The sequence below is a fragment of the Bergeyella zoohelcum ATCC 43767 genome, assembly GCF_000301075.1.
GTDB lineage: Bacteria > Bacteroidota > Bacteroidia > Flavobacteriales > Weeksellaceae > Bergeyella > Bergeyella zoohelcum.
This window is the reverse complement of record NZ_JH932293.1, coordinates 732,593-756,063: the sequence shown is the minus strand read 5'-3', so window position 1 is coordinate 756,063 and position 23,471 is coordinate 732,593. Positions and strand designations below refer to the sequence as shown.

At 36.3% G+C, this 23,471-nt stretch carries 23 protein-coding genes and 1 pseudogene; 8 read left to right on the top strand and 16 right to left on the bottom strand.

Annotated features, from left to right (window positions below; all coding sequences use genetic code 11):
* Positions 1 to 127: 127 nt before the first annotated feature.
* Positions 128 to 3,211, bottom strand: a complete 3,084-nt coding sequence (locus HMPREF9699_RS03495; protein WP_002662465.1) for a T9SS type B sorting domain-containing protein — start codon at positions 3,209 to 3,211, stop codon at positions 128 to 130.
* A gap of 220 nt (positions 3,212 to 3,431) precedes the next feature.
* Positions 3,432 to 4,400 (bottom strand): translation elongation factor Ts, encoded by a 969-nt coding sequence (gene tsf / locus HMPREF9699_RS03490; RefSeq protein WP_002662464.1) that lies wholly within the window; start codon positions 4,398 to 4,400, stop codon positions 3,432 to 3,434.
* 123 nt (positions 4,401 to 4,523) lie between these two features.
* Between tsf and HMPREF9699_RS03485 the strand changes: the two genes are divergently transcribed.
* Positions 4,524 to 5,096: a DUF6759 domain-containing protein gene (locus tag HMPREF9699_RS03485; protein WP_002662463.1), complete on the top strand. Its 573-nt coding sequence runs from the start codon at positions 4,524 to 4,526 to the stop codon at positions 5,094 to 5,096.
* 206 nt (positions 5,097 to 5,302) lie between these two features.
* On the opposite strand, the gene aspS is transcribed toward HMPREF9699_RS03485, so the two are convergent.
* Positions 5,303 to 7,057 carry an aspartate--tRNA ligase gene (gene aspS, locus HMPREF9699_RS03480; RefSeq protein WP_002662461.1) on the bottom strand — a complete coding sequence of 585 codons (1,755 nt, stop codon included), beginning with the start codon at positions 7,055 to 7,057 and terminating at the stop codon, positions 5,303 to 5,305.
* Positions 7,058 to 7,394: 337 nt separating this feature from the next.
* Positions 7,395 to 8,174: a GLPGLI family protein gene (locus tag HMPREF9699_RS03475; protein ID WP_002662459.1), complete on the bottom strand. Its 780-nt coding sequence runs from the start codon at positions 8,172 to 8,174 to the stop codon at positions 7,395 to 7,397.
* 258 nt (positions 8,175 to 8,432) lie between these two features.
* On the opposite strand from HMPREF9699_RS03475, the pseudogene HMPREF9699_RS10965 reads away from it, so the two are divergent.
* Positions 8,433 to 8,606 (top strand): annotated as a pseudogene (locus HMPREF9699_RS10965) (response regulator transcription factor); the annotation flags it as partial.
* A 1-nt stretch (position 8,607) separates the two neighbouring features.
* On the opposite strand, the gene HMPREF9699_RS03470 reads toward HMPREF9699_RS10965, so the two are convergent.
* Both HMPREF9699_RS03470 and HMPREF9699_RS03465 read right to left on the bottom strand, forming a co-directional pair.
* The gene (locus HMPREF9699_RS03470) at positions 8,608 to 8,817 is read right to left on the bottom strand and encodes a helix-turn-helix domain-containing protein (RefSeq protein WP_002662455.1); all 210 of its coding nucleotides are present in this window, start codon (positions 8,815 to 8,817) and stop codon (positions 8,608 to 8,610) included.
* Between the two features lie 2 nt (positions 8,818 to 8,819).
* Entirely contained in the window at positions 8,820 to 9,344 is a 525-nt protein-coding gene (locus HMPREF9699_RS03465) for a DUF2975 domain-containing protein (RefSeq protein ID WP_002662454.1), read from the bottom strand.
* Positions 9,345 to 9,515: 171 nt separating this feature from the next.
* Here HMPREF9699_RS03465 and HMPREF9699_RS03460 point away from each other — a divergent pair, with 171 nt between their 5' ends.
* The 6 genes from HMPREF9699_RS03460 (at position 9,516) to HMPREF9699_RS03435 (ending at position 16,123) form a co-directional block, all read left to right on the top strand.
* On the top strand, positions 9,516 to 10,199 hold the full coding sequence (locus HMPREF9699_RS03460) for a succinate dehydrogenase cytochrome b subunit (RefSeq protein WP_002662451.1): 684 nt from the start codon (positions 9,516 to 9,518) through the stop codon (positions 10,197 to 10,199).
* A gap of 58 nt (positions 10,200 to 10,257) precedes the next feature.
* Positions 10,258 to 12,270 (top strand): fumarate reductase/succinate dehydrogenase flavoprotein subunit, encoded by a 2,013-nt coding sequence (locus HMPREF9699_RS03455; protein ID WP_002662449.1) that lies wholly within the window; start codon positions 10,258 to 10,260, stop codon positions 12,268 to 12,270.
* 13 nt (positions 12,271 to 12,283) lie between these two features.
* Positions 12,284 to 12,919 carry a hypothetical protein gene (locus HMPREF9699_RS03450; RefSeq protein ID WP_002662448.1) on the top strand — a complete coding sequence of 212 codons (636 nt, stop codon included), beginning with the start codon at positions 12,284 to 12,286 and terminating at the stop codon, positions 12,917 to 12,919.
* Positions 12,920 to 12,939: 20 nt separating this feature from the next.
* On the top strand, positions 12,940 to 13,707 hold the full coding sequence (locus tag HMPREF9699_RS03445) for a succinate dehydrogenase/fumarate reductase iron-sulfur subunit (protein ID WP_002662446.1): 768 nt from the start codon (positions 12,940 to 12,942) through the stop codon (positions 13,705 to 13,707).
* A gap of 133 nt (positions 13,708 to 13,840) precedes the next feature.
* Positions 13,841 to 15,388 carry a sensor histidine kinase gene (locus tag HMPREF9699_RS03440; RefSeq protein ID WP_002662444.1) on the top strand — a complete coding sequence of 516 codons (1,548 nt, stop codon included), beginning with the start codon at positions 13,841 to 13,843 and terminating at the stop codon, positions 15,386 to 15,388.
* Between the two features lie 48 nt (positions 15,389 to 15,436).
* Positions 15,437 to 16,123 (top strand): response regulator transcription factor, encoded by a 687-nt coding sequence (locus HMPREF9699_RS03435; protein ID WP_002662443.1) that lies wholly within the window; start codon positions 15,437 to 15,439, stop codon positions 16,121 to 16,123.
* A gap of 48 nt (positions 16,124 to 16,171) precedes the next feature.
* On the opposite strand, the gene HMPREF9699_RS03430 is transcribed toward HMPREF9699_RS03435, so the two are convergent.
* From HMPREF9699_RS03430 to HMPREF9699_RS03390, 10 genes are all read right to left on the bottom strand, one after another.
* Positions 16,172 to 16,738, bottom strand: coding sequence for a hypothetical protein (locus HMPREF9699_RS03430; RefSeq protein WP_002662440.1), 567 nt, complete (start codon positions 16,736 to 16,738; stop codon positions 16,172 to 16,174).
* Between the two features lie 57 nt (positions 16,739 to 16,795).
* A complete protein-coding gene (gene murI, locus HMPREF9699_RS03425; RefSeq protein ID WP_002662438.1) occupies positions 16,796 to 17,620 on the bottom strand; it encodes a glutamate racemase in 825 nt (274 codons plus the stop codon).
* Positions 17,621 to 17,903: 283 nt separating this feature from the next.
* Positions 17,904 to 19,028: a radical SAM family heme chaperone HemW gene (gene hemW, locus HMPREF9699_RS03420; RefSeq protein ID WP_081580577.1), complete on the bottom strand. Its 1,125-nt coding sequence runs from the start codon at positions 19,026 to 19,028 to the stop codon at positions 17,904 to 17,906.
* Between the two features lie 54 nt (positions 19,029 to 19,082).
* A complete protein-coding gene (locus tag HMPREF9699_RS03415; protein WP_002662434.1) occupies positions 19,083 to 20,030 on the bottom strand; it encodes a PorP/SprF family type IX secretion system membrane protein in 948 nt (315 codons plus the stop codon).
* Positions 20,031 to 20,080: 50 nt separating this feature from the next.
* Positions 20,081 to 21,085, bottom strand: a complete 1,005-nt coding sequence (locus HMPREF9699_RS03410) for an RluA family pseudouridine synthase (protein WP_172539692.1) — start codon at positions 21,083 to 21,085, stop codon at positions 20,081 to 20,083.
* A gap of 161 nt (positions 21,086 to 21,246) precedes the next feature.
* Positions 21,247 to 21,795: a hypothetical protein gene (locus tag HMPREF9699_RS03405; protein WP_034985496.1), complete on the bottom strand. Its 549-nt coding sequence runs from the start codon at positions 21,793 to 21,795 to the stop codon at positions 21,247 to 21,249.
* A complete protein-coding gene (locus tag HMPREF9699_RS03400; protein WP_002662429.1) occupies positions 21,782 to 22,177 on the bottom strand; it encodes a hypothetical protein in 396 nt (131 codons plus the stop codon). Before HMPREF9699_RS03400 ends, HMPREF9699_RS03405 begins: the two co-directional genes overlap by 14 nt.
* A 4-nt stretch (positions 22,178 to 22,181) precedes the next feature.
* Positions 22,182 to 22,781, bottom strand: a complete 600-nt coding sequence (locus HMPREF9699_RS03395) for a hypothetical protein (protein WP_002662428.1) — start codon at positions 22,779 to 22,781, stop codon at positions 22,182 to 22,184.
* Between the two features lie 17 nt (positions 22,782 to 22,798).
* Positions 22,799 to 22,957 (bottom strand): hypothetical protein, encoded by a 159-nt coding sequence (locus HMPREF9699_RS11300; RefSeq protein WP_002662427.1) that lies wholly within the window; start codon positions 22,955 to 22,957, stop codon positions 22,799 to 22,801.
* Positions 22,958 to 22,961: 4 nt separating this feature from the next.
* Positions 22,962 to 23,471: DUF5025 domain-containing protein (locus HMPREF9699_RS03390; protein WP_002662426.1), on the bottom strand; the 510-nt coding region annotated here is incomplete at its 5' end.

Genomic DNA, 23,471 nt, shown 5'->3' with positions numbered 1-23,471 from the left:
TGATTTTTAAGACAATTTCAAAGTACTTTAACAAAGTATCATTTAAACAAAAATCATTACACTTCATCTGGATTGAAACAAAAAAAAACCGAGCTAAAAAGCTCGGTTTTTTATCCATGACATTGGATTATTCTAAGTTCTTCACCATAATCCAACCATTGTACTTAATGGTAGTCTTTTGGGTTGTTGGCTCTATCCAAGTAAGCGTGTACCAATAAGTATCGGTAGGCAACTTCTTACCGTTAAGCGTTCCGTCCCACTTGTATTGGTTCTTCTGATTTCCTTCCCATATCTTCGTTCCATATCTATCATAAATCACCACTTGAAGAGTATTGTGGAAACTAATTTCTGAATAATCTAATATATCATTGACACCGTCTCCGTTTGGAGTAATTGCATTAATCAAGTTGGGTACTAAAGCCCCCGTCATGATTGGAGCACAATTAAAGGCATCTTTTACGAAAATCATATTCACTCCTCTCTTCAATCCTGTAAGCACATTGCTATTTTGCCATACTACGCCATCTAATGAATATTGATAAGGTGGTGTTCCTCCTGTAACGGTAACCGTAGCTTCTGTATTAGAGATTTCCACATTAGTAATTACTGCTTCTGGTGCTTTAATTACTCTTACTATTTGCTTAGTTCTACATCCATTAGAAAGTAACTCTACCCAATATTCTCCTACTGGCACATCACTGATAGAAGGAGTAGTAGCTCCTGTACTCCATAAGTATCCATCAAATCCAGGTCCTGCCTCTAAAGTTGCTCTATTTTCTAGACAAATTACCACATCTTTCAATTGAGCAGAATATTTTGGTTCAATTACGGTCAAGTTAATTGCTGCAATACTATAACATCCAGCAGCATTATATACTCTCACATACACCGTAGTAGTAGGCGATGTATAAGTAGCTGGATTAGGAATTTCATTTCTATCATGCTCAGCATCTGCTAAAGAAGCATAGTATTTTTTCTCAAAGTTAGCACCCGCCCCCACATCTGCAACAGTTAAATCAAATACAGCCGCTGTAGGATTACCTTCTATAAAACAGCTTCTAAGCGAAGCATCTCTTACATTCGGTTGGTTATTATGGGTCAAAGTAATTTTTGCAAATTTCACACAACCTTCTGGAGTAACCACTCTTACGAATACATCTCCTGCGGCAGAATCAAAAGAGGCTGGAACCGTAATTTCATTCACTTCATTCTGAGCGTCTGCTAATGTACGATAGTATTTTAGTGTTACATTCTGATGATTAGTTACCGTTACTGCTGTAAGGTCATAATTTGCTGTTCCATTGTACGGGCATCCTGCAAGGTTTCCATCGTTCGTAACAAGGTTTATTACATTAAGTTTTACTGAAACTATTTCCTTATCTCCAAATTCTGGTACGGTACTATTAAATTGATACACGAAGGTATCTTGTCCTTGATAACCTGGATTTGGTGTATAAGTTACGGTATTCATAAATCTATTAATAGTAAGGGTACCGTTTTGCGGTTGTGTTACAATTGAAATAGAATTAGAATCCACTGGCTGGCTAGAGTTCGTAAACGATACTGGAATAATCTTTTGTCCACACGCCACATCATCAATAGAATGCTCATAGGTACAAGGGAATACTTTATAAGGATCCGTAATAGCATAATCACACCCTGAAAGAAGTACTCTAAGTGTATAGTTACCTGACTGAGTAGGCGTAATAGTATTACTTGTAGCTCCTGGAACAGCTACCCCATCTAAAAACCATTGATAAGCCTCATAAATAGGATCCACACCAATAACTATACCTGGTATGCACTCTCCAGAAACAAGTTCAATGGTCGGTGATAATGAGAATCCTGCAAAATATCCACCGTAACCTGCAGTAGCATATCCCCCATTAATTCCAGCGGTTACTGCTCTAGTAGATTTTACCGTTACATTCCCTGTAATATTAGGAGCCACATAAGTTACCCAATCTGTAGTTCCATTCACATTAAATGGACCTTGAACATTATTTACTATGTTACCATCGGACCTGACCTCTACGGTTGCTCCTGGTTGGGTAATTATATTAAGTTTCAAATTAATCTGAGTATTAATAATCCCAGGCATTTGATTAATATTCCCTATCTCATCGATAACTCTTGGAAGATAACATCCCAATGGTGGAATATAGTTATATCCTCCCGAATAGGTATCTTCCATACCTACCAATTGGTACAAATACACATTTTTTGTGGTAGAAATATACATATTGTAATGGCCATTTCCTTGATCCACATAGCTGGTACTTGGAATTCTGTACCATTGCCCTGCATTAAGCGTAGCTACTGGCGTAGGAAGACCGTTAATGTACACCTCTGTATTATTTTCAGTTGCAATGACCATTCCTCCTTCCATATTTTCATCAGGCACCAATGGAGAAAGGGATCTCACTATGGTAAAAGTACTTCCTAATCTTTCTATTGGTACCGCTTGATCCATAATTAAATCGGAACCCGAACTAGTATCATTACCAAAATTCCCATTGGCATTACCATTTGTTACCACCACTGGCTTATTAGAAACAATTTTTGCCCCAATAAACTTTCCTATAGAATTATGCTTTGCACTAAATACTACAGACTGACCTTTGTTTAAGTTATAAGTATAAGATGGAGAAACTGTACCATTTACACCTTCAAACTCAATACCTGTACCATATTCGCTCAATGTAACCGTAGTATTATCCTCCGTAGCAAGAACGCCAGCCGTAGCGTTCATAGTATTAGTATTACCAGTATAAGGTGTGGCTGCCACCCTAAATTCTGTCCCCTTTGCAGACCTTCCCTTTAATGTCATCGTCTCCCCATGAACACTGGAAGCCACCCTGAGACTTGCAAGGAAAGGGCGTTCTCCTACTAGCTGTAATCCTTTCATTTTAGGTGTCATAGCATCAGTCTCTGATCTTGTAACCAAGTACTGTGCAGCTTCTGCAGCAGTAAGTGTCCATACTTGAGGTGCTCCTTTTGCTACCCCGTTAACAGTTGCTACCAAATCATTCCCACTATAGACCTCTACATCAAAGGGTACAGTAGAGTCAGTAGAAAGATAAAATGCATAAGAGTACCCTCCTGTCATTTTTTCATAATATGGTGCAAACCAATGCTCTGTATCCCTTTGTGCAAAAGACTGCTGGAGTCCTAAAACACTAAGAATAAGTAAAATTAATATTTTTTTCATATAGGCATAAAGTTTTTAATTTTCCTTTTAAATTCTTTTCCGATTCCAAACTTACAAAAAAATAATAAACAATAGTAATAAAAATCATTATTTGTGATAAAAAAATTATCTTTCGGATATGAAAAAGTACTCACCTCACCCCATACTAAAAAGAAAAACATACAAATAAAAAAGCCATCCAGAATACTAGATGGCTTTAATATCAATATCAAAAGGAGTATTACAAAGAAACTCTGATGAATTTAGTTACTTCTAAATCTTCTGCTACAGATTTTACATACGCAGAAACTTTCATATCAGTATCTTTGATATAATCTTGGTCTAATAATGCTTTTTCTTTATCTAAGGTAGTGTTATCACTAATGAATCTTTGCAATTTCCCTGGTAAGATTTTATCCCAAATTTGCTCTGGCTTACCTTCCGCTTTAAGCTCTGCTTTAGCATCTTCCTCCGCTTGCTTTAACACCTCTTCTGTTAATTGAGAATAAGAAACGAATTTAGGCACATTTTTCAATGGCTTACCGAGACGCACAAGTTCCTCATTGTCTTTCTCAATGGCAGCGATTCTTCCTTCTGTTTCGCTTGCCACAAATGCTGGATCAAAATCTTTATAAGAAAGTACCTCTGGACTCATAGATGCCACTTGCATAGAGATATTTCTTGCTACCTCTGCACCGTTATCTACAGATTTAGAAAGTGCTGTAATAGCTGCAATTCTATTTCCTGCGTGGATGTAAGGTCCTAAGAACGCTCCTTCAATTTTTTCAAATGCAGATATCTCAATTTTCTCACCAATTACCCCAGTTTGCTCTGTTAATTTGTCTGCTACAGAAATTCCATTAAAATCAGAAGCCAATAAAGACTCTAAGCTATCATGATTTAATGCCTGCTCTGCAAGTTCGTGTGCTAATTTTACGAAAGCCTCGTTTTTTGCAACGAAATCTGTTTCACAAGCCAAAGTGATAATTACCCCTTTAGTATTGTCTGCATTTACTTTTGCAATCACCGCTCCCTCAGTAGATTCTCTATCTGCTCTATTAGCAGCTACCTTTTGACCTTTTTTTCTAAGGATTTCTATTGCCTTATCGAAGTCTCCTTCTGCTTCTACAAGGGCTTTTTTGCAGTCCATCATACCTGCACCGGTAATGTTTCTTAGTTTTGCTACATCTGCAGCTACTGGTGTGTACATATTCTATTAATTTTATTTATTTAAAAAATAATTACTAACTTTCGCAAATCGTTTGCAAAGATAATGATATTTGCCCGAAAATCAAAAACCTTTATATTTACTAATTACAAAATATTAATACGCATGAACTATTTCAGAAGTCTCTTTCTCCTCTTCACTCTGGCGTCCACTATAAGCCTCGCCCAGAAGAAAAAAACTCCCAAAAAAGCAAATATCACAGCCGAACAAGCTCTGAAAAGTGAAGACTTAAAAACCATTGCTACTTTCATCCGAAACCACCCTGACGACCCACAAATACCGCAGCTCAAATCTAAATTAATCCAGCTTCTGAAGCCGACCATAACACATTCATCCGCTGCAAAATATCCCACTCAAAGCAGTACCCAAACGAAAAGTACACTTTCTTCTCCCCAAAAGCAGCAGAATGATGAGACCTCAGAGATTCTGAATCACCTTTTTTCTAACGATACTGGTATAAAAAATTCTTTTGTGCAAATATCCAATAAGTCCAATTGCGATATTATCGTATCATTTTCAGGACGAAAACAAAACTACTCTTTAAACATTGCTAAACGCAGTAAAAACCATATTTTAATAGAAAAAGGAGAATATATGATTTCTTCCATAGTATGCAACGCTCAATTTGCCACCAATAAAAACATCCAAAAAGACATCACTATGGTACTGGGCAATTAAATAGTTGTTAGCGATTGGCGACTCACATCTGGCTTCAAACTAATTTAAACAGTATCAAAAAAATAAGCCATTAACTTTTAATGATTGGCTTCCGAACACTAAAGTCTTTATACTTTTTACTTTGTACTTTATACTTTTTACTTTGTACATAATACAAAAAACAGCCATCCTCATAGGACAGCTATTAGTCTGTATTATTGCTTACACTACTCCTTTACATCTACTTTTAAGAACAGTTCATCCAGTTGTTCATCAGCAATAGGACTTGGTGCATCTATCATCACATCTCTACCCGAATTATTTTTAGGGAAAGCAATATAATCCCTAATCACTTCATTGCCGTCCAAAATAGCTACCAAACGGTCAAAACCGAATGCCAATCCTGCATGCGGCGGTGCTCCGTATTTAAAGGCATTCATTAAGAAACCGAACTGAGCTTCCGCTTCTTCCTTACTAAAGCCTAACAAATCAAACATTTTAGCCTGAAGTGCTTTATCAAAAATCCTTACTGAACCACCTCCAATTTCATTACCATTCAATACCAAATCATACGCATTCGCTCTGGCTTTACCCGGCTCGGCAGCTAACAAAGGAATATCTTCTGGCTTGGGCGATGTAAATGGGTGATGCATCGCGTGGTACCTCCCCGTCTCTTCATCCCATTCCAAAAGTGGAAAATCTACAACCCAAAGCGGTGCAAACTCATCTCCCTTTCTTAATCCCAACTGATTTCCCAGCTCCATTCTCAGAGCAGAAAGCTGGGTACGCACCTTATGAGCATCTCCACTCATGATGAGCATAAGGTCTCCTGCTTTGGCACCAAATTTTTCAGCGATATTTTTTAAATCCTCTTCACCGTAAAACTTATTTACCGAAGAGGTAAGTGTACCATCGTTTTGGAACTTCACCCATATCATTCCCGTAGCTCCTACTTGTGGTCTTTTCACCCAATCTACAAGGGCATCAATTTGTTTTCGGGTATAGTCTGCCTTTCCTTCCACATTAATCCCTACCACCAGTTCGGCATCATCAAAAATCTTAAAATCTCTCCCTTTTACCCATTCATTCAGCTCTACAAACTCCATCCCAAAACGAATATCTGGCTTATCATTTCCATATTTCCTCATCGCTTCATCGAAAGTCATTCTCGGAAATTGACCAAAATCTTTCCCCGTTACTTCTTTTAAAAGGGTAGCCGTAAGTCCTTCAAAAATATGGAGCACATCCTCCTGCTCCACAAATGCCATTTCGCAATCTATTTGGGTAAATTCTGGCTGTCTGTCTGCTCTTAAATCTTCATCACGGAAGCATTTCACAATTTGAAAATACCTATCCATTCCCCCTACCATCAATAATTGTTTAAAGGTTTGAGGCGATTGAGGTAAGGCGTAAAATTGCCCTGCATTCATACGACTTGGCACCACGAAATCTCTGGCTCCCTCTGGCGTAGATTTAATCAAAACAGGTGTTTCCACCTCTATAAATCCTTTATCCGACAAATAATTTCTCACCTTTTGAGCCATCTGGTGACGGAAAATCAACTTGTCTTTGACTGGATTTCTACGAATGTCCAAATAGCGGTATTTCATTCTCAGCTCTTCACCACCATCGGTATCATCTTCTATGGTAAAAGGTGGGAGTTCTGATGCATTAAGAACAGTAAGTTCATTGACCAAAATTTCTATCTCTCCTGTTGGTATTTTAGGGTTTTTAGACGCCCTTTCTATCACTTTTCCACTCACCTGAATTACAAATTCACGCCCGAGTTTCTTTGCCTTTTCTATCAATTCTTTCGATGAACGATCTTCATCGAAAACCAACTGCGTAATCCCGTACCTATCACGCAAATCCACCCAAATAACAAACCCTTTGTCTCTAATGGTCTGCACCCAACCTGCTAAGGTAACTTCTTGATGAATATGATGTAATGATAACTCGCCATTGGTGTGTGTTCGGAACATATTTTTTGATTTATTTCAAGATTATACTTCAAGTGGCAAAGATAACTTTTTTAGGCGAAAAACTTTTGGAAATGAAAACGAAATATTTTTGTACATTTTGAGATACTATTTTATCATGAAAATCACAAATATCAGCCCTCAATAACATCTATTCTTACGCAAATTATTTGCTTTTAGAAAATAAAGTAGCATCTCATATTTTTCCATTCCTTATACTCCACACCCTAAATATAATTTTCAATCATACAAAATCTCCTGCAAAAGACATTGCAAGAGATTTTAACAACTTAAATAATCACTTAATTTTTCTGCACATTAAAAAGCAAATCCCTCTTTATTAATAGACTAATTCTATTTTATTATTTTGTTTTGCTTCAATGTTTTTACGGGTTTCTGAAAATTGCTTCATTTCTTCAGCTGGAAGCTGTATACCCATTTCTATAAACATCAAAGCAGGATTTTCAGCAAACTCTTTTTTCTTTCTGAGATAGGTAGCATAATCCGTATTCAGTGTCTTTATTTTTAGTTTTTTAAAAAGCTCAAAAGAAATTGGTCTTTCTATTTTTTTCACTTCCACCAAATAAATCTCATAATCTGAATGAGTATCTTTCATTTTCAAAATCATCCCTGGTAATCCGCTAAATTTATAAGGTCCATCATTAATAGGAAACTCCTCTGTAAACCAAGCCTCCCACTGCTTGCCAGCGAAACGAGTGATCGCTTTTTTCACATTATAACTATGGTATTTTGAAGTTTCATTGGTATGCACCCACGAGATTTTTCGCGGCTCAGTCGTTTCATAAATCGTTGCACCTATCATTTCACGAAAATGAATAGAACCATCTCTATAATTTTTTTTAATGATATAATCTAATTTAGCATCTGGAATGTTTTTCTTATTAATGGTGCCTGTAGCATTATAAATGGAATCTAATTTTAAGAAAACTGTAGGATAAAAAACAGATTCTTTACCATCAATATCTAAATTAAAACTCTCTGACTGAACAAAATCCCTGTTTAAAGAATCAATTTTAAAATCTACCCGATAAACAAACCTATATTGAGAAAGTAAATTTCCAAATACAAAAACCAAAATAAGCGTTACTATTTTTTTCATAATTTATTGATTTTTAAATTATAACTTCACGAATCTATATGATTAAGATTGACAATTAAAAAAATCTTTTCATACCTTTTTTAGTTTATTTGACTTAAATTCATTATGCTGAGCCTCTGCAACCTTATGTTAAATTTTTCGCACCCACATAGTCTTCACTATTTTTTCTTTGAGAATAAACAAACTCGCAATTCACAGTTGCTAAATAAGTGTTTTTATTCTATATAACAAAATTTAAAACCTCGTTTATCGGAACGAGAACAGCAAATTTTAGAATATTCTGCCAAAGGAATGAGTCTCAAAGAAATTTCAGAAAAAGTATTTCTCAGTACCGAAACGGTAAAATTTCACAGAAAAAAAATCACAGAAAAAACAGGAACACAAAATATATCAGAGGCTATATCCTATGCAAAAATGAATAAACTGATATAAGCTATTCCTTTTTTCTATACTCTAATACATCTGCTGGCTGACAATCTAGTGCCTCACAAATAGCTTCCAAAGTGGAGAGCTTAATTGCCTTCGCTTTACCTGTTTTTAAAATAGAAAGATTAGCCTGAGTGATACCTATCTTCTCGGCGAGTTCTTGGCTTTTCATCTTTCGCTTTGCCAGCATTACATCAATATTGATAATTATAGGCATACCTAAATAGTTAGTTCATTTTCTTGTTTTAGTTCAATGGATTTTTCAAACAGAAGTGCCATTAGAAATAAAACCGCCGCCGTCACCAAATCACTACCTTCAGTAATTTGGGTCGATACCACTAATTCCTTATGTACAAAAGTTTCTGTATAAAAAACTTCCGCCCAATATACAATAGTCATTACCAATGCCAAAGCACTCATTCTGAAAATCATCTTAGGAATTTCAGGGTTAAAGAAATTGTAAATATCTACCCTTTTTACCAATTTCAAAGCAAGGATATAAAATAAAATACTCAAAACCGCATCTAAGCTCTCCGCCATCATAATCACATTAAAAGAAGTAATATCTCCTTTATAGAGCAAAGCTATATCCAGTGCATCAAAATACTGCCGTTTTTGCTCCCAATCAGAATGATAAGCAAGTAGCATCCAAAAACAGAATAGCATTCTAGCAACACTGTACACAACTCCTAGCCCAAAGGCAATATTTAAAAACCGAATTGCAAAACGAAATCCTTTTTTCATTCTAAACAATATTTTATTACCGCAAATATATATTTTTTTATTGCAAAACAATAAAAAATATTTTCAAAAAAGCACTTATTTAGAATTATCCCAAATTATCATTTTGTGAGAAAACTCACTTTTTACGAATCTTAACATTCATTAACTTTGCGACAAATCAAAATAATAAATATGGCAAGTATTACAAAATCTACTATCGGTAGGAAATTCGCAATGGCATTGTCTGCAATGTTCTTATTGGTATTTCTACTGATGCACCTTTCCGTGAACATGCTCTCTGTCATCAGCGAAGAGGCGTTTAATACGGCATCTTATTTCATGGGATACAATCCTTTCGTACAAGGACTTATGCAGCCTATCCTATTAGTAGCTGTCATTTTCCATTTCGTGATGGGTTTCATCCTAGAAATCAAAAACAATAGTGCTAGACCTGTAAAGTACGCAGTAAATGGTTCTAGCCATAACTCTTCTTGGGCTTCAAGAAATATGATCATCTCTGGTGCGGTGATTCTTGCTTTCTTAGCACTACACATGTATGATTTCTGGGTGCATGAGATGAGCTACAAATACCTTCCAGGAGATGGTAACCCGAACAATACCACCCGATTTTGGGGAGAGCTGAATGACAAGTTTGAAAACATTGTAAGAGTAGGATTCTACATCGTGGCTTTCGTACTTTTGGGGCTTCACTTGGCACACGGATTCCAATCTTCTTTCCAATCGGTAGGAGCGAGACACCCTAAATATACGCCTTTCATCAAAGCATTCGGAAAGTGGTATTCTATCCTTATCCCTCTTGGGTTCATTTTCATCGCTTTGTTTCACTACTTTGATTTAACACCATTATTCCAATAACCCTTGGTAGAAAATCAATTAAGAAGTAACTGAAATTCAAAATTTTAAAAACAACAAAATGAATATATTAGATTCCAAAATTCCAGCAGGTCCACTTGCAGACAAATGGAAAAACCATAAAAGCCACATGAACCTTGTAGCACCGAATAACCGTGATAAGATAGATGTTATCGTGGTAGGTACAGGGCTTGCAGGAGGTTCGGCTGCTGCTACTCTAGCAGAACAAGGGTACAATGTAAAAGCATTTTGCTACCAAGACTCTCCGAGAAGAGCCCACTCTATCGCCGCTCAGGGAGGGATAAACGCCGCTAAAAACTACCAAGGAGATGGAGACTCTATTTATCGTCTTTTCTATGATACCATCAAGGGAGGAGACTACCGTGCTAGAGAAGCCAATGTACACAGACTGGCGGAAGTTTCTGCCAATATCATAGACCAATGTGTATCTCAAGGAGTACCTTTCGGTAGAGATTACGGCGGTCAGCTAGACAACCGTTCTTTCGGTGGGGTTCAGGTAAAAAGAACTTTCTATGCCAAAGGACAAACAGGACAGCAGCTTTTATTAGGTGCTTACTCTGCTATGAGCAGACAAATCGGGAAGGGGCGTATCAAAATGTACAACCGCCACGAGATGATGGATTTGGTCATCGTAGATGGTAAGGCAAGAGGGATCATCGCGAGAAACCTTGTAACGGGAGAGATAGAAAAACACTCCGCACACGCTGTAGTCATCGCATCGGGAGGGTACGGAAATGTGTACTTCCTCTCTACTAATGCAATGGGTTCTAATGTTTCTGCCGCTTGGAAAATTCACAAAAAAGGTGCTTTCTTCGCTAATCCTTGTTTCGTACAGATTCACCCTACTTGTATTCCTGTACATGGAACTCAGCAATCTAAACTAACGCTAATGTCTGAGTCCCTTCGTAACTCAGGAAGAATTTGGGTTCCAAAAAATATAGAAGATGCAGTAGCCATCCGCGAAGGAAAACTTAGACCAGAAAATATTAAAGAAGAAGATAGAGACTACTATCTAGAAAGAAGATACCCTGCATTCGGTAACCTAGTACCAAGAGATGTGGCTTCTAGAGCTGCTAAAGAGAGATGTGATGCAGGTTACGGAATAGAAAATAACGATACCAAAGAAGGAGTATATCTAGATTTCTCTACAGAAATTATGAAAAAAGGTAGAGAAGCCGCTACAGAAAAAAATATTCATAATCCTTCGGAACAACAAATCTATGACCTGGGTAAAAAATGGGTAGAAGAGAAATACGGAAACCTTTTCCAAATGTACGAAAAGATTACCGCTGATGACCCTTATGTTACACCGATGAAGATTTATCCTGCGGTACACTACACCATGGGAGGAGTATGGGTGGATTATAACCTTATGTCCACTATCCCAGGATGCTTCGTTATCGGAGAGGCGAACTTCTCAGATCACGGTGCGAATAGGCTAGGTGCTTCTGCACTTATGCAAGGTTTGGCAGATGGCTATTTCGTATTGCCTTATACCATTGCAGATTATCTTTCAGCAGATATTCGTACAGGAGCCATCCCAACCGATACTCCAGAATTTACCGAAGCGGAAAACAATGTAAAAGAAAGAATCAACTTCTTTATGACCAATAATGGTACCCACTCCGTAGATTATTTCCATAAAAAACTCGGAAATATTATGTGGAACAAAGTAGGAATGGGTAGAACGCCTGAAGGACTGAGAGAGGCAATTGCAGAAATAGAAGAGGTAAGAAAAGAATTCTGGAAAAATGTAAAAGTTCCTGGTGTAGCAGATGGCATGAACCCTGAACTAGAAAAAGCAGGACGCGTAGCCGATTTCCTTGAACTTGGACAGCTCATGGCAATAGACGCTCTGAAAAGAGAAGAATCTTGTGGAGGACACTTCCGCTGGGATCATGCCACAGAAGACGGAGAAGCAAAAAGAGATGATGAAAACTTCAAATATGTAGCCGCTTGGGAATACAAAGGTACTGATATCAATGCCGAAGTAATGCATAAAGAAGAACTCATCTACGAAAATATCGAAGTGAAAACAAGAAGTTATAAGTAAAAATAAAATAGAGATGAAAATTATTAATAAGATAATATTAGTGGTAATGTTTATAGCACTTGGGACTTCTTTAATGTTTTCTCAAAAAAGCACTACCCAAGCAATTGATAAACCTGAAGAAGGTAAATCTTTAATATACATAGCTAATCTTGCTACAAAAAAAGTTGCCGTTTTTAAAAATACAGATTTAGTATCATCCATAAAAGTTGGAAATTATGTTAAATATTCTGTAGAACCTGGAACTCATATTTTTTGGGCTGCGAAAAAACCTTCTAATTTTGTTGAAGCAAATGTAGAGGCAAACAAAGTATATGTATTAACTTTTGAACCTGATGCTACAGCTTCAGTTGGAGGAACATTTGGGCTTGTAGGTGCTTTGGCAGGTTCTGCGTTGGCGGGAGCAGTAGCAAAGCCCTTAAATCCGGAAGAGTTTTCAGATAGAAAAGCGTTTTATCGAATAATAAAGAATATGAAATCAGTAGAATTAGATACAACTCCAATTAATAAATCAGAATCTGATACTAAGGAAATGACTGATAAAGCAATGGTAAAATATTCTGAATTAAAAGAAAAGCAGGGCAAAGACATTTTATTATTAAGCCCTAATTGGAAATTCGAAAACGCGGATAAACCTGTTAAACAAAAATAATCTCCAAAAAAAGTAAGAAAATGAGTGCAAAAAAAGGACTTAATCTGACTCTGAAAATTTGGAGACAGAAAAACAATAAATCAAAAGGACAATTTGAAGTATATAAGATTTCTGATGTATCCCCAGATTCATCGTTCTTAGAAATGCTTGATATGCTCAATGAACAATTGGTCAATGAAAACTTGGAACCTATCGCGTTTGACCATGACTGCCGTGAAGGAATCTGTGGTATGTGTTCTCTCTACATTAACGGCCGTCCACACGGACCTGATACAGGAATCACTACTTGCCAGCTCCACATGCGTATGTTCAAAGATGGTGAAACCATTACCATAGAGCCATGGAGAAGTGCAGCCTTTCCAGTAATCAAAGACCTTGTGGTGGACAGAAGTGCTTTCGATAGAATTATGGCAGCGGGAGGATTCATCTCTGTAAATACCTCAGGAAATACCACCGATGCGAACGCTATCCTCGTTCCGAAAGACGACGCTGATAAAGCGATGGATGCCGCAGCTTGTATCGGATGTGGTGCATGTGTAGCTACTTGTAAAAATGGTTCGGCAATGTTATTTGTAGGAGCAAAAGTTTCTCAGTATGCCCTCCTTCCTCAGGGAAGAGTAGAAGCCAAAAGAAGAGTACTAAACATGGTAAAAGCCATGGACGAAGAAGGCTTCGGAAACTGCTCTAACACAGGAGCTTGTGAAGTAGAATGTCCGAAAGGAATTTCTCTGGAAAACATTGCAAGAATGAATAGAGAATACCTCTCTGCTTTTGTAGATAAAGGATAAAATTCATACAATGTTACATATAAAAAATCTCTCTTTCATGAAGGAGAGATTTTTTTTAACTTTTTATTAATATCATGATTCATTTTTTTTATCGTATTTTTGTTAAAACAAAGTATTTTAACATTTTTTATTTATGAATAAAAGGTTTATACCTATCATTTCTATATTAATGTCGCTTTCAGTTTTAGTATTTGTTTTTTTACAAATCAATTGGCTGAAAGAATATTATAGTGCCTTAGATCAAGATTTTTCTAATAAAGTACAGCAAACGCTGCATGATGCCGTGGAAGATGTTAATACATTAGAATACGAGAAATATTACAATGAAATTTATAAAGATTTCGGAAAAACCGTAGTAGCCACCAGCGAACAGCCTAGCTCTACCATTATACAACAAACGGTAGATTCTGCTACCAAAAAAGTGATTACCTTTCAGCAAAATATCATAGAAAAAGAAAATCTTCCTATAGAAAATACAGGAGATAGCGTGAATAGAATCAAACTTTGGACCGATGAAACCATCACTCAAATAAAAAAAGACACCACTAAAAGACAAACACTTACCCCAGAAATCAGCAACTCTCTGAGCTCTGGTGAATATCAGCTCAAAGAATTTCTAAGAATAGAAGGAAATAATAGACCGATAGATAAAAGAGTAGATAAAAAAACACTAGACTCAGTATTGGCATTTCAGCTCAAAAAAAATGGCATCCAAAGCTCGTATGGCTTCGCTATTTTTAATGATAAAAATGAGCTTACCAAAATTTCCAATGACGAATTTTTCCACCAAAAAACCAACACTCCCTACACTACACCACTATTTAAAGATAACAAAGACCAAGTACTTTATTCCCTATCCATCGTTTTTCCAAGGAAAAACCTTTCACTCATAAGGAATAATTTACCCATGCTTCTAGGAACTTTCCTATCATTACTCACCATCCTGGGCATCTACATTGTCTCCATCAATTATATGATGAAACAAAAGAAAATAGCAGAGGTAAAAACCGACTTCATTAATAATATGTCGCACGAGTTTAAAACCCCTCTCGCTACCATTTCCGTAGCTACAGATTCTCTTGCGAATGACAAAATAGCCCACGATCCTGAGAAAGTAAAGTACTATTCTAACCTCATCAAACAAGAAAACCTCAGGATGAAAAAACAAGTGGAAAATGTACTCAATATGAGCAAACTAGAACGAAATGAAGTACAGCTTTTCCTCCGAGAAACGAATGTAAGAAATCTTATCAAGCAAATTGCAGAAAGCTTTGGATTAATTGTTGCTCAAAGAAATGGAAAGTTCATCCAAGAATTTAATGCTGAAAAATACATGGTAAAAATAGATGAATTTCATCTTTCTAATACCCTGATTAACCTCTTGGATAATGCCAATAAGTACTCTCCAGAAATCCCAGAAATCACCATAAGAACAAGAAATGAAACAGGGTGGTATGTCATAGAAATTGCAGATAAAGGAATAGGACTAGAAACGGATAATAAGAAAAGAATTTTTGATAAATTCTTCCGCGAAGAAACAGGGAATATTCATAATGTAAAAGGACAAGGATTAGGGCTTTCCTATGTAAAAAAAATCATAGAACTACATAAAGGACAAATCCATGTAGAATCCCAAAAGGGAAAGGGCTCTACATTTACCATTAAACTTCCGATGGGATAACAAATACAAAAAATCTAAAGATTAAAAAAAACTAAAAAGATTAAAAAAATGAATAATAGAATATTACTCGTAGAAGATGACCAAAGTTTTGGGGCGGTACTCAAAGATTATCTCACCATCAATAACTTTGAAGTTACCCTTGCCACCGATGGCGAACAGGGACTAAAAGAGTTTACAGAAAATGACTTTGACATCTGCATCTTTGATGTAATGATGCCTAAAAAAGACGGCTTCTCTTTAGCAGAAGATGTAAAAAAAATAGATAAAAATACCCCTATTATCTTTCTCACTGCAAGAAATATGAGAGAAGACATTCTAAAAGGGTATCAGCTGGGAGCAGATGACTATATCACTAAACCCTTTGATACAGAACTCCTTTTGTACAAAATAAAAGCCATCCTCCAGAGAAGTTCTACCATGGAAAATGAAGAGCAGGAGCAATTTAAAATCTCCAATATCTTTTTTGATTCCGTGCTGAGACAGCTCCGTGTAGGCGATAAAGAACATAAACTCTCTCCCAAAGAAAATGAACTTCTTAAGCTACTATGCCAGCATAGAAATGATTTTATGCCAAGAGACCTCGCACTGAGAAAAATTTGGAAAAAAGAAAACTATTTTACTGCCAGAAGTATGGATGTGTATATTGCTAAACTTCGTAAACTCCTAAAAGAAGATGAAGGTTTAGAAATCATCAATGTACACGGAGAAGGCTTTAGACTGCTGGTAAAGAATTAAATCTCATCATCGATATTAAAAAAACTGCCCATTTTAGGGCAGTTTCTATTAAAAATATTTTCCTCTATTCCTCATGTGAGGGTTATGAATATGCTTTTGCATAGAAGGCATTTTCAGCTGATCTTTCATCATTTTTATCTGCTCTGTCATTAGCCCCGCACTGTCTAGCCTCTTTGCTTCCTCTAGAAGTTTTTGCCCCTCTTGTTTTCTTCCTTTTGAAATGGCTACAGCTGCTAGATTAAGCGTTGCCATGGCTCTATCTTGTTTCATATTAAGCCCATATTCCAAAGCTTTTCTCATCATTGGTTCTACCTTTGCAGGGGATTCCTGAGCCTGAGACAGCCCCACCAGATAATGATAATACCCATACTGAGACCTATGAAGCTGTGTAGGATATTGTGTAATTTTATTGAGCCACTGCACCGCACCAGGCATATTTTGCTTTCTCAATTGCCAAAATGCCAACAAAATATACTCATTTTTAAAATACAATAATATCGGAATCGCCGAAAGGAAAACCATCACAATCCCCCAGCCAATCATCCTATTAAACATCATATACACACCTAAAGCGATGAGTAATGCGGTAAAAACCAACTTAAAATTCTTGTTCATACTTCACAGTTTGATTCTATTTTTGCAAAGATAAGGATTATTTAATTCAAAATAAGATTACAATTCTTGCAATTCCAGCTGAATCTGATTACCAAAAATCTTCCTTGAAATCTTCTCAAAATTCTTGGTAACATCCGAAACAAAAAACTGATAATAAGGCATTTCCTTATTGAGCAAATTATTTTTCTCTAGCACCTGTGCCAGTTCATTGGCTACAATGGTGGGGGAGTCTATAATCCTTACTCGAGTGCCATAATACTGCTTAATCTCTTCTAATAATAATGGATAATGCGTACAGCCCAAAATGAGCGTTTCTATATCTTTCAGTTTTTTATTGCTTAGGTAGTGATAAATAATAGAATGGGTAATAGGATGGTTTCTTAGCCCTTCCTCTATCGCAGGAACTAAAAGCGGTGTAGCCAGCTCTTCCACCTTAATATATTTATTATGCTTTCGGATGCTCTTTCTGTAAATTCCCGAAGCTACCGTAGCCTTGGTAGCAATAACACCTACCGTAGTATGAATTTCAAAAGCGATTTTCTCTGCCACAGGATGAATCACATCAATGACGGGAACCCTGCCATCTACCAGTGCTATAACTTCCTTTAGTGCATTGGCGGTTGCAGAGTTACATGCAATCACGATGGCTTTACAATTTTTATCTAATAAAAACTGTGCAATTTTAGTACAATACCCTATGATGGCTTCCTTAGATTTTTCCCCATAAGGCAAATGCTTAGTATCCCCGAAGTAAATGATACGCTCATTAGGGAGACGGCGTTTAATTTCCTTAGCCACAGTAAGCCCTCCTACGCCAGAATCAAAAATCCCTATTGGCTGATGAGCTTCTAAATGGCTATAATCTTGTTTTTTCTTTTTCAAAGGAGAGCTGTTTTGAAAACCAACTCCAAAGGTACAATGAAAATCATTAAAATTCCCCTGCTTTTTTTATTTTTTTCGTTACTTCCGTACTAAAGTTGTTCATTTTCGGAAATACCTATTGACAAGTTACTGATTTACAACAACTCTAAAAACTTTCAGCTCTTAAAACGCTGAAAAAGCTAGTTTAAAAAACCAAACTGAAAATAAAACTGAAAAACGAATAGTACAATCCATCCTACCATTTTATTTTCTCATAAGAATACTTTTCTAAATTTTTCATTTTTTAGGCATAAAACATATCTGCAGCTATACCATCTGCAAAAAACCATTTCTCTTTGGGAATACACAGCCTTCCCTCCCTTTCTACTAATTCTCCAAAACGAATTTTCTCTGCTTTTTTCTTCTCAAAATACCGTACAATAGTTTCTGGGAAATAGGTATAAATCTGCTCAATGTCCACCCCCATAGCCGTCCTCAGCCCTATCATCATCCTTTCATTGTAAGCATCTTCCATACTCAGCAGTTCGGACTCCGAGGGCAGCATTTCTTTTTCTAGTGTTTGGATGTATTTAGCATTATTGGCGATATTCCAGCTTCTCTTATTTTTCCCATCAAAAGAATGTGCCGAAGGACCTATCCCTAAGTACGGCAGGTGTTGCCAATAGGCAGAATTATGCTTAGAATGGAAATTAGGTTTTGCAAAATTAGAAATCTCATATTGCTGATAACCATGTGCTTCTAAAAATGAAATCATATACTCAAATTGCTGTTGCTGAATTTCATCATCAGGAGCCGCCACTTTTTTTCTCTTTACCCAATTTTCTAATGCCGTCCTAGGCTCTATGGTTAGTGCATAAGCAGAAATATGTGGAATATCCAGTGCTACGATGGTCTCTAAATTCCTTTTCCACACCTCAAAATCAGCGGTAGGGTTACCATAAATAAGATCTATGCCAATATTATCAAACCCAAAAGATTTTGCATTTTTCACCGCTTCCAATGCTTGTTCAGGTGTATGTGCTCTATTCATCATTTCCAAATCAGATGCGTGAAAACTCTGAATGCCTATGGAAAGCCTATTAATAGAGGATAATGAAAGCTGTTCCAAATATTCCTTAGACAAGTCATCAGGATTCGCTTCCAGCGTAATTTCTATTTCTTGACTAAAATGGAAATATTTCTGCACTTCATTAATCAGTTCGGTGATTTGTTCCACCGTGAGTACAGAAGGGGTTCCTCCTCCGAAATAGAGCGTTTTTAAAGTTTCATTTTCTAGTTCTTTCGCTCTCATTTGGAGTTCTTTTTTCATCGCCCAGAGCATTTCAGGAATCCGTGTTTTCTGTGTGGAAAAATGAAAATTACAATAGCTACATTTCTGTTTACAAAACGGAATATGAAAGTAAATCATAATAAAAAAAGTCCCAAAAAATTTTGGGACCAAAATCTAAAGTTATGAAAAATACTAATATCTAAATCCTCTAGGGTTCAAGAAATTACCAAAATTATAAGACAACCCTACCATAAAACTATTTCCTCCGTAAGTCTGAATATCAGACAAACCAATATTATAAGTAGCTCCTACGGTAAACCTATCAAGACTTACTTTTACTACTGGAGAAATGGCCAGTGCCTGATTATCAAATTTATTTTGAATGTATCTGAAATTCGCTCCTAATGAGAATGAATTATAATCGGTTTTTAATGTTCCTACCAAGTTACCATCTATCATAAAACTAGAATTGGTATTTAAGTTTGCCCATGCAGATGGAGTAATGATGAAATTTTCAGAAACCTTAAGGTCATAGCCCAAGTTGAGGAAAATTTTAATAGGAGAAGGCTCTAAATTATTGACAATCGCTTGATTATTACTTAAAGCAATATCCGCTACGGAAGCCCCTGCAAATAGACCTCTATAAGTGGCCGCTACCCCAAAATTAGCATACATGAGTAACATAGAATTGGTCCCTTGTAATAGAGGGTCATTACCATGTTCTGTATTCAGCTTAGCATAGTCAAAAGTTTTATTATACCCTGTAACACTGGTACCGAATGAAAACTGATCTTGACGCTCTCCCTCATCACTTAAAGGAATAAAATAGGAAGCCCCCAATGTAGCTCCTCCTGAGCTAATAGGACCGTTAGCATCACGATGGAAAGCCATCCCCACCCCTACTCTATCATATACATTAGCGTGCATACCAATAGACTGCACATTAGGAGACTGGCTAAAATTCGCGAACTGTTTCTGATAATTTATATTCACATGAAAATCATCAGTTTTACCGTAATGTGCGGGGTTAAAAAGAAACTCCCCATCTAGCAAATATTGCTGATAATACGGCAATGACTCCTGAGCTTTTAGTCCCAAACTCATCAGTGCGAGACATACAACGGTATATAGTTTTCTCATAAAATCTGAATTTCGATTGAACAAATATAATAAAACTTATTAATATTGACTTAATAACTTAAATAAATTCTCCACTTTTTAATTGCTTCTGCCATATCTTCTGGCATAGGACTTTCAAAATAGAGTTCTTTTTTAGTGATAGGATGCACGAAACCAAGGGTATGTGCATGAAGTGCATGCCTAGGAAGAACCTCGAAAACATTTTTTATAAACTGTTTATACTTCGGTAATCTTTCGCCTCTTAGTGGGATATGCCCCTCATATCTTTCATCATTAAACAGGGTATGCCCGATGTGCTTAAAGTGTGCTCTGATTTGATGCGTTCTTCCCGTTTCTAGCTTACACTCTACCCAAGTCATATACTTAAATCGTTCTAAAACACGAAAATGGGTTACGGCATGTTTCCCATGACTACCATCAGGAAAAACCGCCATCTGCATTCTATTTTTCAGATGCCTACCGATGTGTCCCGTGATGGTTCCCGCATCATCTGCAATATTCCCCCATACAAAAGCCCAATAAATTCTCTTGGTCTTTCTATCGTAAAACTGTTTTGCCAGATGGCTGAGTGCATACTCATTCTTTGCAACCACCAATAGTCCCGAGGTATCCTTATCTATACGATGTACCAGCCCTACTCTATCCAAATCGGTTTTCAGTCCATTTTTCTGAAAATGAAACGCCAAAGCATTGACCAGCGTACCATCCCAATTACCAAAGCCAGGGTGAACTACCATCCCAGCGGGTTTATCTACCACGATGAGGTCATCATCTTCATAGACTATCGTAAGAGGAATATCTTGCGGTATAATTTCATTTTCTCTAGGCGGATGTGCCAGTAGCACCGAAATCTGATCCCCTGGTTTTACCCGATAATTTTGTTTTACCGCAGTACCATTGACCACTACATTTCCTGCTCTACAAGTTTGAGAAATCTTATTTCGAGACGAATTTTGCCTATAAATCAAAAGAAATTTATCTATCCTCAGCGGTTCTTGGTTTTTATCCACAGTGATATTAAGATGCTCATATAAATCATGATGGTCATCTTCCATATCTTTTATTAAAGCACCGGTAGGCTCTAATTCATCTTGAGACAATGTTTCCAATAGTGTAAATTTTTGCGAAAATAAGAAAAATATTAAGTAGATAAAACGCTCCCTAAATTTAATTCTAAGGAGCGTTTCTGTAGTTATAGATTTCTAAACGATTTTACTTACTGCTTTCGGAGTACTTGCGTATGAACCACTTGTCCATTTTTCATCACTCGAGCATAGTACGCCTCTGCAGGAAGATGACTGATATCAAATGTATCTTGCGAAGTAGTAAGAACGGTTTGCCCCATGGCGTTAGCAAGTTCGATGGTGTGACGTGAGTTTCTATTGTTTAATGTAGAAGCATTACGACTATTTTCAAATTGACATAAATCCGTAAAATGCAATTGGTAAGCATCCCCTTCAATACGGTTTATAATATATTCTTCTGGACATTTTTTGATTAATCTAATATTTACGGTACTACTACCACACTCATTAGTTGCTGTTACTTCTAATGGTGTAAATTGAAACGCTATATAATCTATACCCGTTGTGATTTGATTCGTTTGTTTATTTCTCCAAGTAATATTATGAGGATTTATTCCTTGTTCTTCTATATTCTCAATAAAGGCTTCAGCATAAGTAGGGGTAGAATGTATATTAATATTCAATTTCGGTTTCCCTACCCAGATTTTTTTGGTGATTTTTTGTCCATTAGCAAAATTCATATTTCGGAGATTGAGGCGTACCATAATCTATATAATTGTATTTTAGATGAATCACCCCTAATTGTATTCTATTGTTTTTTTGGCTTTCTTTTGCCAATACTTTTAACTCATCCGCAGAAATAAAATTAGGATTATTACTTGCTCTATGTAGTTCACTCCACGCTTGGATAAAATAATTGTAATCTACATTATTAGGTGTTTTCTTATCCAAGTTGGTAAAAGAAAATACCCTATCATACAAAATAGGTGTGGTCATTTGGCTTTTATCCACATATTGCATTAGACTATCCATCTTTTGGGTATAAGTACGCTCTTGTGATTGTAACAGTCCTCCACTTATACACAGTACAACGACTGCGGTTTTTATTAAAAAAGTTCTCATATGTTTATTTGTTTAATGTTAAATTATTTATATCAAATCTGCCTTCTGTGATTTGAATTTTGTCTAATGGATTATCTTTATTGTATAATGTTGCAAAAAAAGTCCCTGAATATAAAGACACTCCATACATTAAATCAGCTTTTGTGAAATTGATTATCCCACAATTATCACTTGAATAATAAGTTAATTGATTATTATTTTTTATAACTCTGTATATCATATGTGGATTTTTAGGACCATAAGGAAAAAATTCCCCATCAGATTGTCCAATGATATAGTCTCCCTTTCCTTTTTTCATATTGTCTATATATATATACAGCTCACCTTTATCAGAGTTAATATAATTAGTTATTTTTATAACCTTCCAGTCATCTTGATTTGGCCAAAAATCATCTCCTTGCAAACTTTTTAACCCATAAGCAGGAGGACCACCAAAATTTTGAGAACCATTTTTAGGAATTAATACTTTTCCATTTACCAAACCCCCCGCCGTATTTGCTCCTGTTTGGGTAATAGGCGGTAATTGGTCTTCTGCTTCTTTTTCTCTGTCTCTGCACCCCATCGCGGCTAAGCCAATGGTAAGTGCTAAAAATAGGTTTTTCATAATGGTTTAAATATTTATTAATTGGTAAAAGAAAATACCCCATCATACAAAATAGGTGTGGTCATTTGGCTTTTATCCACATATTGCATTAGGCTATCCATCTTTTCGGTATAGGTACGCTCTTGGGCGTTTAATATACCTCCAATACATACGAATGTGATAATGAGTTTTTTCATACAATTATTTATTTAGAGTGTTAAAGTTAATATCAAATCGTCCGTCTTTTATTTCTATTTTATCGTTAAAATCATCCTTGTTATATAATACCCCAGAAAACACCCCAGAAACAATAGGGTAATTATACTTTGTAACAGTAATCGTTCCTGAGTTGGTATCGGAATGATAAGTTTTATTACCTCTATCATATTGAATAGATGTAGATGAATTTGAAGGTGATACAGGATTATACTTATTTGTTAACAAATAAGTCCCTACTTTATCACCTTTGATGAAAATAAATAAATTCTCATATATCGGCTGTCTTCTTCCTAAATAAATTTCAAACCCATCATTTCCATAATAATGTGCAGTTAGAGGAAATGCATAAGGAGCTGATAATCCCACAAAATATTTAGGAATCAATACTTTTCCATTCACCAAACACCCCGCCGTATTTGCTCCTGTTTGGGTAATAGGCGGTAATTGGTCTTGTGCTTCTTTTTCTCTGTCTCTGCACCCCATCGCGGCTAA

Coding starts and splice junctions, on each gene's coding strand:
- HMPREF9699_RS03495 (WP_002662465.1), bottom strand. CDS start 3,211: ATGAAAAAAATATTAATTTTACTTATTCTTAGTGTTTTAGGACTCCAG.
- tsf (WP_002662464.1), bottom strand. CDS start 4,400: ATGTACACACCAGTAGCTGCAGATGTAGCAAAACTAAGAAACATTACC.
- HMPREF9699_RS03485 (WP_002662463.1), top strand. CDS start 4,524: ATGAACTATTTCAGAAGTCTCTTTCTCCTCTTCACTCTGGCGTCCACT.
- aspS (WP_002662461.1), bottom strand. CDS start 7,057: ATGTTCCGAACACACACCAATGGCGAGTTATCATTACATCATATTCAT.
- HMPREF9699_RS03475 (WP_002662459.1), bottom strand. CDS start 8,174: ATGAAAAAAATAGTAACGCTTATTTTGGTTTTTGTATTTGGAAATTTA.
- HMPREF9699_RS03470 (WP_002662455.1), bottom strand. CDS start 8,817: ATGCCTATAATTATCAATATTGATGTAATGCTGGCAAAGCGAAAGATG.
- HMPREF9699_RS03465 (WP_002662454.1), bottom strand. CDS start 9,344: ATGAAAAAAGGATTTCGTTTTGCAATTCGGTTTTTAAATATTGCCTTT.
- HMPREF9699_RS03460 (WP_002662451.1), top strand. CDS start 9,516: ATGGCAAGTATTACAAAATCTACTATCGGTAGGAAATTCGCAATGGCA.
- HMPREF9699_RS03455 (WP_002662449.1), top strand. CDS start 10,258: ATGAATATATTAGATTCCAAAATTCCAGCAGGTCCACTTGCAGACAAA.
- HMPREF9699_RS03450 (WP_002662448.1), top strand. CDS start 12,284: ATGAAAATTATTAATAAGATAATATTAGTGGTAATGTTTATAGCACTT.
- HMPREF9699_RS03445 (WP_002662446.1), top strand. CDS start 12,940: ATGAGTGCAAAAAAAGGACTTAATCTGACTCTGAAAATTTGGAGACAG.
- HMPREF9699_RS03440 (WP_002662444.1), top strand. CDS start 13,841: ATGAATAAAAGGTTTATACCTATCATTTCTATATTAATGTCGCTTTCA.
- HMPREF9699_RS03435 (WP_002662443.1), top strand. CDS start 15,437: ATGAATAATAGAATATTACTCGTAGAAGATGACCAAAGTTTTGGGGCG.
- HMPREF9699_RS03430 (WP_002662440.1), bottom strand. CDS start 16,738: ATGAACAAGAATTTTAAGTTGGTTTTTACCGCATTACTCATCGCTTTA.
- hemW (WP_081580577.1), bottom strand. CDS start 19,028: ATGATTTACTTTCATATTCCGTTTTGTAAACAGAAATGTAGCTATTGT.
- HMPREF9699_RS03415 (WP_002662434.1), bottom strand. CDS start 20,030: ATGAGAAAACTATATACCGTTGTATGTCTCGCACTGATGAGTTTGGGA.
- HMPREF9699_RS03410 (WP_172539692.1), bottom strand. CDS start 21,085: ATGGAAGATGACCATCATGATTTATATGAGCATCTTAATATCACTGTG.
- HMPREF9699_RS03405 (WP_034985496.1), bottom strand. CDS start 21,795: ATGAATTTTGCTAATGGACAAAAAATCACCAAAAAAATCTGGGTAGGG.
- HMPREF9699_RS03400 (WP_002662429.1), bottom strand. CDS start 22,177: ATGAGAACTTTTTTAATAAAAACCGCAGTCGTTGTACTGTGTATAAGT.
- HMPREF9699_RS03395 (WP_002662428.1), bottom strand. CDS start 22,781: ATGAAAAACCTATTTTTAGCACTTACCATTGGCTTAGCCGCGATGGGG.
- HMPREF9699_RS11300 (WP_002662427.1), bottom strand. CDS start 22,957: ATGAAAAAACTCATTATCACATTCGTATGTATTGGAGGTATATTAAAC.